The organism is Endozoicomonas sp. SESOKO3 (assembly GCF_024606255.1).
Genome location: NZ_JAHHPR010000015.1, coordinates 1 through 6,942, shown reverse-complemented (window position 1 = coordinate 6,942; position 6,942 = coordinate 1). Strand labels below are relative to the sequence as shown.

The 6,942-nt window shown below is 50.6% G+C and carries 7 protein-coding genes; 6 read left to right on the top strand and 1 reads right to left on the bottom strand.

Going from position 1 to position 6,942, the window contains the following annotated elements; all coding sequences use genetic code 11:
- Positions 1-368 precede the first annotated feature (368 nt).
- From KDK18_RS00155 to KDK18_RS00135, 5 genes are all read left to right on the top strand, one after another.
- A complete protein-coding gene (locus tag KDK18_RS00155; RefSeq protein WP_257252332.1) occupies positions 369-1,106 on the top strand; it encodes an ATP-binding cassette domain-containing protein in 738 nt (245 codons plus the stop codon).
- A 38-nt stretch (positions 1,107-1,144) separates the two neighbouring features.
- Entirely contained in the window at positions 1,145-1,918 is a 774-nt protein-coding gene (locus KDK18_RS00150; RefSeq protein ID WP_257252331.1) for a lysine/arginine/ornithine ABC transporter substrate-binding protein, read from the top strand.
- A gap of 70 nt (positions 1,919-1,988) precedes the next feature.
- A complete protein-coding gene (artQ, locus tag KDK18_RS00145; protein WP_257252329.1) occupies positions 1,989-2,651 on the top strand; it encodes an arginine ABC transporter permease ArtQ in 663 nt (220 codons plus the stop codon).
- Positions 2,648-3,328 carry an arginine ABC transporter permease ArtM gene (gene artM, locus KDK18_RS00140; RefSeq protein WP_257252327.1) on the top strand — a complete coding sequence of 227 codons (681 nt, stop codon included), beginning with the start codon at positions 2,648-2,650 and terminating at the stop codon, positions 3,326-3,328. Before artQ ends, artM begins: the two co-directional genes overlap by 4 nt.
- Positions 3,329-3,378: 50 nt before the next feature.
- The gene (locus tag KDK18_RS00135) at positions 3,379-4,065 is read left to right on the top strand and encodes a hypothetical protein (RefSeq protein WP_257252326.1); all 687 of its coding nucleotides are present in this window, start codon (positions 3,379-3,381) and stop codon (positions 4,063-4,065) included.
- Here the strand turns inward: KDK18_RS00135 and KDK18_RS00130 are convergent.
- On the bottom strand, positions 4,054-4,683 hold the full coding sequence (locus tag KDK18_RS00130; RefSeq protein WP_257252325.1) for a TetR/AcrR family transcriptional regulator: 630 nt from the start codon (positions 4,681-4,683) through the stop codon (positions 4,054-4,056). The two genes, KDK18_RS00135 and KDK18_RS00130, sit on opposite strands and share 12 nt — an antisense overlap.
- 125 nt (positions 4,684-4,808) lie before the next feature.
- Here KDK18_RS00130 and KDK18_RS00125 point away from each other — a divergent pair, with 125 nt between their 5' ends.
- Entirely contained in the window at positions 4,809-6,857 is a 2,049-nt protein-coding gene (locus tag KDK18_RS00125) for an NADPH-dependent 2,4-dienoyl-CoA reductase (RefSeq protein WP_257252323.1), read from the top strand.
- The last annotated feature ends 85 nt before the right edge of the window (positions 6,858-6,942 follow it).

Sequence of the window (6,942 nt, the reverse complement as noted above, 5' to 3'; positions counted from 1 at the left end):
TCCTCAATTTCTTGCAATCCTCGCTACGGACGCTTAAGTCCGACAGGCTGCTAGGTAAAAAAACGTTAATCATGAATAGATATTCATAATTACTTGATTTTATCCACGATCATATAAGAGAATCCACTTTCTTGTGAACCAGTCGTCTGTTCGGCCTATGCTTTCCCGGTAAGAAAGGGTTAAGCTCAACGGACCCCATCAGCCCTGAAGCCTGCCCATACTGCAAATCGGGACAGGCTTTTTTGTGCAAGCGCCTTAAACACCTTGCATGGGGCAGGACTCTGACAGGCAGTCATGAGCAAAAAAATTTCCGCTGCATCTCATACTCACCGAGGCGGGAATTCTCACAAAATGGCAGATGAAAGGCAATGGGCATAATCGTAGAGGGCCTCAGCAAAGCATTCGGCTCCACAAAGGTTCTTAAAAATATCAGTTTTACTATCCCCCGTGGTGAAACCACTGTTCTTCTTGGAGCCAGCGGCGCAGGCAAAAGCACCTTGCTGCGCATGCTGAACTTGCTGGAAACACCCGACAAGGGCACCATGAGCATTGCTGATATGGCGTTTAATTTCAACGACAGTCATAACAGCAGACAGCTGAACAAACAGGCTTGCGCCCTGAGGCGCAAGGTAGGCATGGTATTTCAGCAATATAATCTCTGGCCACATATGACGGTGCTTGGCAATCTGATTGAGGCTCCGGTTGTGCAGGGTATGCCCAAGGAACAAGCCACGACTAAAGCCAGAGAACTGTTGGAGCGTGTCGGCCTGTCTGAAAAAGCAGATGCATGGCCTTCTTCTCTGTCGGGAGGTCAGCAGCAGCGGGTGGCTATTGCCCGCTCCCTGATGCTGTCACCTGATGTTCTTTTGTTCGATGAACCCACTGCTGCTCTGGATCCGGCTATCACCAATCAGGTGGTAGAAGTGATCAGGGAACTGAGCCATTCCGGTATCACCCAGGTAGTGGTCACTCACGAAGTCGAATTCGCGCGAAAAATTGCCAGCAAAGTGATTTATCTCGAAGATGGCCATATTGTTGAAGATGGATCATCCGACCACTTTGCTCACCCCCGGACAGAGGCTTTCCGCCGCTATCTGGAACATTGATCCACCGGATACTTTTGGGATTTCTGGAGTACCAAACAATGAAAAAAATGTTCGCTTCAATACTGGCGACCAGTGCTTTGACAATAGCCACTGCACTCATTAGCGTTCAATCTGTTCAGGCTCAGGCTGCCGAAACTATTCGCTTTGCTACAGAAGCTACTTACCCTCCTTTTGAGTATGTGGGTAAGGACAATCAACTGGAAGGATTTGATATTGATCTGGCCAAAGCCATCTGTGACGAACTGAAAGCAGAATGTACATTTAGCAACCAGTCCTTTGACAGTCTGATCCCGAGCCTGAAGTTCCGCCGCTTTGACGCAGTAATTTCAGGGATGGATATTACTCCGGACCGCCTCAGGCAAGTCGACTTCAGTGGTCCTTACTATGAGAATTCAGCTGCCTTTGTAACCCATAAAAACAAAGGACTAACCTCTATTGAAGCACTCAGGAACCATTCTGTAGGTGTCCAGAACGGCTCTACCCATCAGCAGTATCTGATCGATAAACTGGAGAGTCAGGGTGTTAAGGTTCGTCCTTACGACTCGTTCCAGAATGCCTTTCTGGATATGACCAGTGGACGGGTTGATGCTGTCTTCGCCGATACTGCGGTTGCCAACGAATGGTTAGCAAAAAGAGGCGAAGGTCAGTATGCTCAACTAGGCCCAGAGGTGAAGGATGCGGACTACTTTGGCATCGGCTACGGAATTGCGGTCAGAAAACAGGACAATCTGAAGGAAAAAATGGATTCAGCCCTGAAAAAACTGAAAGAAAACGGCACATATCAAAAGATCTACGACAAATACTTTAACTAGAGCCCCAACGACTTCCTGGCTGCGGCCCATCCAGCTGCAGCCCCCTAACATCTGACAGACCTTTGTATCCATGCTTGATCTCTTCCTCAATGCAACTCTGATGACTCTGGGACTGGCGCTTTCTTCCCTGGTTCTGGGTATGATACTGGCTGGCCTACTCGCTTTGGGTGAACTGAGCCGTTTCCGGTTGCTGAGATACCTGACCATTTCGTGGGTCACTCTGGTCAGGGGACTGCCCGAGATCCTGGTGGTCTTCTTTATCTACTTCGGTGTGACCCACCTGCTCTTTCTGCTCACTGATGAGTTTATCGAAATCAGCCCTTTCACGGCCGGTACTGTTGCTCTGTCGCTGATCTTTTCCGCCTATGCCAGCCAGACTCTGCGGGGCGCTTTCATGGCCGTTCCGAGGGGGCAGTCAGAAGCGGCCAAAGCTTTAGGCATCAGCTCTGTCCGGTGTTTTTATCGGGTGGTACTGCCCCAGGCCTGGCGTCATGCATTACCCGGGCTGGGTAATCAGTGGCTGGTGCTGCTGAAAGATACGGCATTGGTTGCTCTCATCGGTGTGACTGACCTGTTACGTCAAGCCCAACTGCTTTCATCCAAGACTTATGAACCGTTTACCTGGTATGCAACAGCCGGTGCCATCTATCTGGTGATCACCCTAATCAGCCAACACTGTCTGGACAAGATGAAGCAGAAAACCAGTCAACACATCAGGACTGTGGACGTATGATATTAGAATCCTTGCCCGAATATCTGCCTCAATTATTGAAAGGTCTTCAGACTACTCTGGAGCTGACCCTTGCCAGCCTGCTGACCGGCCTGGTGATAGCTTTGCTGTTCACCCTGATCCTTTCTTTGCGCTTTAAACCTCTGGTCTGGCTGGTTCGGTTGCAAATCCTGCTCTTCACCGGCACGCCCCTTCTGGTCCAGATTTTTCTGATTTATTATGGCCCTGCCCAGTTTCCGATCCTGCAGGAAACCGCATTATGGTCATTGCTCAGCGAACCCTGGTTCTGTGCCATGCTGGCTCTGGCCCTGAATAGCGCAGCTTATTCCACGCAACTGTTCAAGGGGTCTATTGATGCAGTCTCTGCCGGCGAATGGGAAGCAGCTATGGCGCTGGGTATGACCCGTCAGCAGGCTCTGACCCGCATCATATTGCCCCATGCGATTCGCAGGGCACTGCCAGCCTACGGCAATGAAATAATTCTGGTAATGAAAGGAACCTCACTGGCCAGCACCATTACGTTAATGGATCTCATGGGCTATGCCGCTCGCCTGAACGCCCAGACGTACGATACTCTCACAGTGTTCTCTCTGGCGGGTCTGATCTATCTGACACTGACTGGAATACTGACACTGATAGTAAGATGGATAGAGCGTAGAGCGCTGGCATTTTCCCGCTAAATGCCGACTCTGTCCCGGAAGGCGGCAGCCAACCTGATCAGGAAATTACATTGCAGAGTACACTCTGGCTTATCAACGCCACATCAGTCACCATGGCAATAATACTGTTATCGTCAGCCGTTCAGGCTGAAAGTACTGCCCAACCCTGCCGACAGTTCTCCCTGAATGGATACGGACTCAATAACAGCAAAGCCATGGAAAACTGCCTGAACTTCATAAAAGCAAAAGCCAGCGTTTTCTATCAACAGCAGGACCCTTACCACAATCTGAGACATGGAGAACGAGTGGTAAGACATGCCCTGACCATTAACCAATCCGAATCGGGCAACGCCTTTCTTGTTGAAGCCGGTGCCTGGCTCCATCAATACCATGACCATCTGGACCAACTCGAGAAACTTCTGAAACAGACCGGATTAAATCCCGCCACTCAATCTCAGCTGCATGAGATTGTCAGGCTTTGCCGCCCCCACCTGATTTCCGGGAGTTCCCCCATAGAGGCGAAAATTGTCTTTGATGCCGATGCCATGGATCTCATGGGAGCCTACGGCATAACCAGAGAACTGGCCTGTAACCTTGAAGTCAGAAAGCTCCCCTACGATCAGGCACTGATGCAAACCCGAAAAGTACAACATCTTTTTGAAGAGAAACTAATGACCGGAACGGCTCGCGCCATGGCTCGAAATGATATCAGTGTCGCCCATCGGTTCTGGCGCAACTTTGATGAGTCAGAACCGTGATGATGAACTCATATTCTGTACTAACAGCCCTGCCGCTACATCGCACATGCTGTTGATAGAAGCCTTATCGAGATAAACTCCATCAATTAATAAACGACTTAAACCGTGCAAACTCCCCCAGGTGACCTGGGCTACCCGCAGGGCATCCTGATCTTGACTGAAATCATCACCCGTCAGGCATTTTTTGACAAAGTCGGCGTAAAGTTGGAAAGCTTCAAATGAGATTTTACTCAGTTCATCAGTGGGCTGCCCATTCTTCCAGATAGGTCGGCCAAACATCAGGTCATATTGCTCGGCATGATTCTGGGCAAAATCGATGTAAGCATGGGAAAACTCACGAAACCAACGTTCAAGATCGTCCGGAGCCTCTTTCAGCCTGCTCCCCAATGCCTGGTACCATTGATTGAAACCTTGCTCAGCAATGGCACACAACAGTTCATTCTTGTCTTTGAAATGGTGATAGGCAGCGGTTCTCGAGACCCCAACACCTTCAGCCAACCCACGCATAGAGAGCTTCTCAACGCCGGACCCGGCGATCATCCGGGTTGCCTCATTAATGAGGCTTTGTCGCAAGTCTCCATGATGGTAATTCTTTTTGGCTGACATATTTTTACTCAATGGCAGTGCTCTGTTTCAGAAAATGAATACTCAATCTTGACAGTGTCAACATACAGTCTTATCTTGACGCTGTCCAGATAACATAATTACAAATGCCCCTTAAAGAACATGATGAGGATCTCTCGATGATCACCTCCACAAACAGCCCTGAGCCGCATAAGCTGTACCCTCACTTGCTGGAACCACTGGATCTGGGCTTCACACAGTTGAAAAACCGGGTATTGATGGGTTCCATGCACACCAACCTGGAAGAGCATCCCGGTGGCTACGAGCGACTGGCTGCTTATTTTGGTGAGCGAGCAAAAGGTGGCGTCGGCCTGATGGTGACGGGCGGTATTGCGCCCAACTGGGAATCCGGCGGCTTGCCCAATGCGGCCCAGATTACAACAGAGGAAGAGATTGCCGGTCACAGCCTGGTCACACAGGCCGTGCACAAGGAAGACGGCAAGATCTGTATGCAGATCCTGCACACGGGTCGCTATGCCTACCATCCCAAGGCCATTGCTCCAAGTGCCCTGCAAGCACCGATTGCGCCCTTTCCACCCAAAGAGCTGACACCGGAAGAGATTGACGGCCAGATTGAAGATTTTGTGCAATGCAGCCTGAACGCTCAGAAAGCCGGCTACGACGGTGTTGAAATCATGGGTTCGGAAGGTTATTTCATCAACCAGTTTATCGTCGCCAAAACCAATCACCGGGATGATGACTGGGGTGGCCGATACGAAAACCGCATCCGACTTCCGATTGAAGTCATTCGTCGCGTAAGAGAAAAGACCGGCACGGACTTTATTATTATTTATCGTCTTTCCATGCTGGATCTGGTTGAAGGTGGCAGCAGCTGGGATGAGATTGTCGAGTTAGGCAAAGAGATCGAAAAGGCGGGAGCGACCATTATCAATACAGGTATCGGCTGGCACGAAGCGCGCATTCCCACCATTGCAACCATGGTCCCCCGTGCTGCATTCACTTGGGTCACCGCAAAGATCAGAAAAGAGTTAAGCATTCCTGTTATCACCTCCAACCGTATCAATATGCCAGATGTGGCTGAAACGGTTCTGGCCAGAGGCGATGCCGACATGGTTTCCATGGCTCGCCCTCTGCTGGCTGACCCTGAGTGGGTTAACAAAGCTGAAGAGGGCCGTGCTGATGAAATCAACACCTGTATCGCCTGTAATCAAGCCTGTCTGGACCATGCTTTTGAACTGAAACTGGTCAGCTGTCTTGTTAATCCGAGAGCCTGTCATGAGACCGAATTAAACTATCTGCCTACTGACGAGCCGAAAAAACTTGCAGTGGTCGGTGCCGGTCCCGCCGGCCTGTCTTTTGCGACCACTGCCGCTTACAGAGGTCATGATGTCACTCTGTTTGAAGCCGCTGACAAAATCGGTGGTCAGTTCAACATTGCCAAACAGGTGCCGGGCAAGGAAGAGTTCTATGAAACACTTCGTTACTTCCAGCGCCAGATAGAGCTGACCGGTGTCAACCTGAAACTAAACACCCGGGTTTCCGCCAGTGAACTGGAAAACAGCGATTTTGATGAAGTCATCGTAGCGACCGGTGTCACACCGCGTACACCCGATATTGAGGGACTGGATCACCCCAAAGTCCTGACCTACCTGGATGTCTTCAGGGGCGCAGAAGTCGGCAAAACCGTAGCAGTGATCGGTGCCGGCGGAATTGGTTTCGATCTGAGTGAATTCATTACCCAGAAAGGGCCTTCACACAGTCTGGATGTTGAAGCATTTATGAAAGATTGGGGGGTCGATATGAGCCTCAGTAACCGGGGTGGTCTCGCTCTTTCCGGTTCCCGTGGAGAAGAAAGTTCACGGGAGGTTTACCTGCTTCAGCGCAAGAAGACGAAGCCGGGAGCCACCCTGGGTAAAACCACCGGGTGGATTCACCGAACCGAAATGCTCAAGCGTGGCGTAAAAATGGTGCCCTCCTGCGAATATCACAAGGTAGACGATAGTGGTCTTCATGTGTCCATTGATGGCCAGCCAAAGGTTCTGGATGTGGATAACGTAGTCATCTGTGCGGGTCAATTACCACTCAGAGAGCTGGCCGACACCATCACCGGAAAGCCTGTTCACCTTATCGGTGGTGCCGACGTGGCTGCAGAACTGGATGCCAAGCGAGCTATCAATCAGGGGGCTCGCCTCGCCGCTGAAATCTAATCCGCTTATGTGACGATAGACTTACACACACCCTAGCAGCCTGTCGGACTTAAGCGTCCGTAGCGAGGATTGCAAGAAATTGAGG

Bases quoted from the DNA above. Each gene is read 5' to 3' on its own strand.
- KDK18_RS00155 (WP_257252332.1), top strand. From the start codon at position 369: ATGGGCATAATCGTAGAGGGCCTCAGCAAAGCATTCGGCTCCACAAAG.
- KDK18_RS00150 (WP_257252331.1), top strand. From the start codon at position 1,145: ATGAAAAAAATGTTCGCTTCAATACTGGCGACCAGTGCTTTGACAATA.
- artQ (WP_257252329.1), top strand. From the start codon at position 1,989: ATGCTTGATCTCTTCCTCAATGCAACTCTGATGACTCTGGGACTGGCG.
- artM (WP_257252327.1), top strand. From the start codon at position 2,648: ATGATATTAGAATCCTTGCCCGAATATCTGCCTCAATTATTGAAAGGT.
- KDK18_RS00125 (WP_257252323.1), top strand. From the start codon at position 4,809: ATGATCACCTCCACAAACAGCCCTGAGCCGCATAAGCTGTACCCTCAC.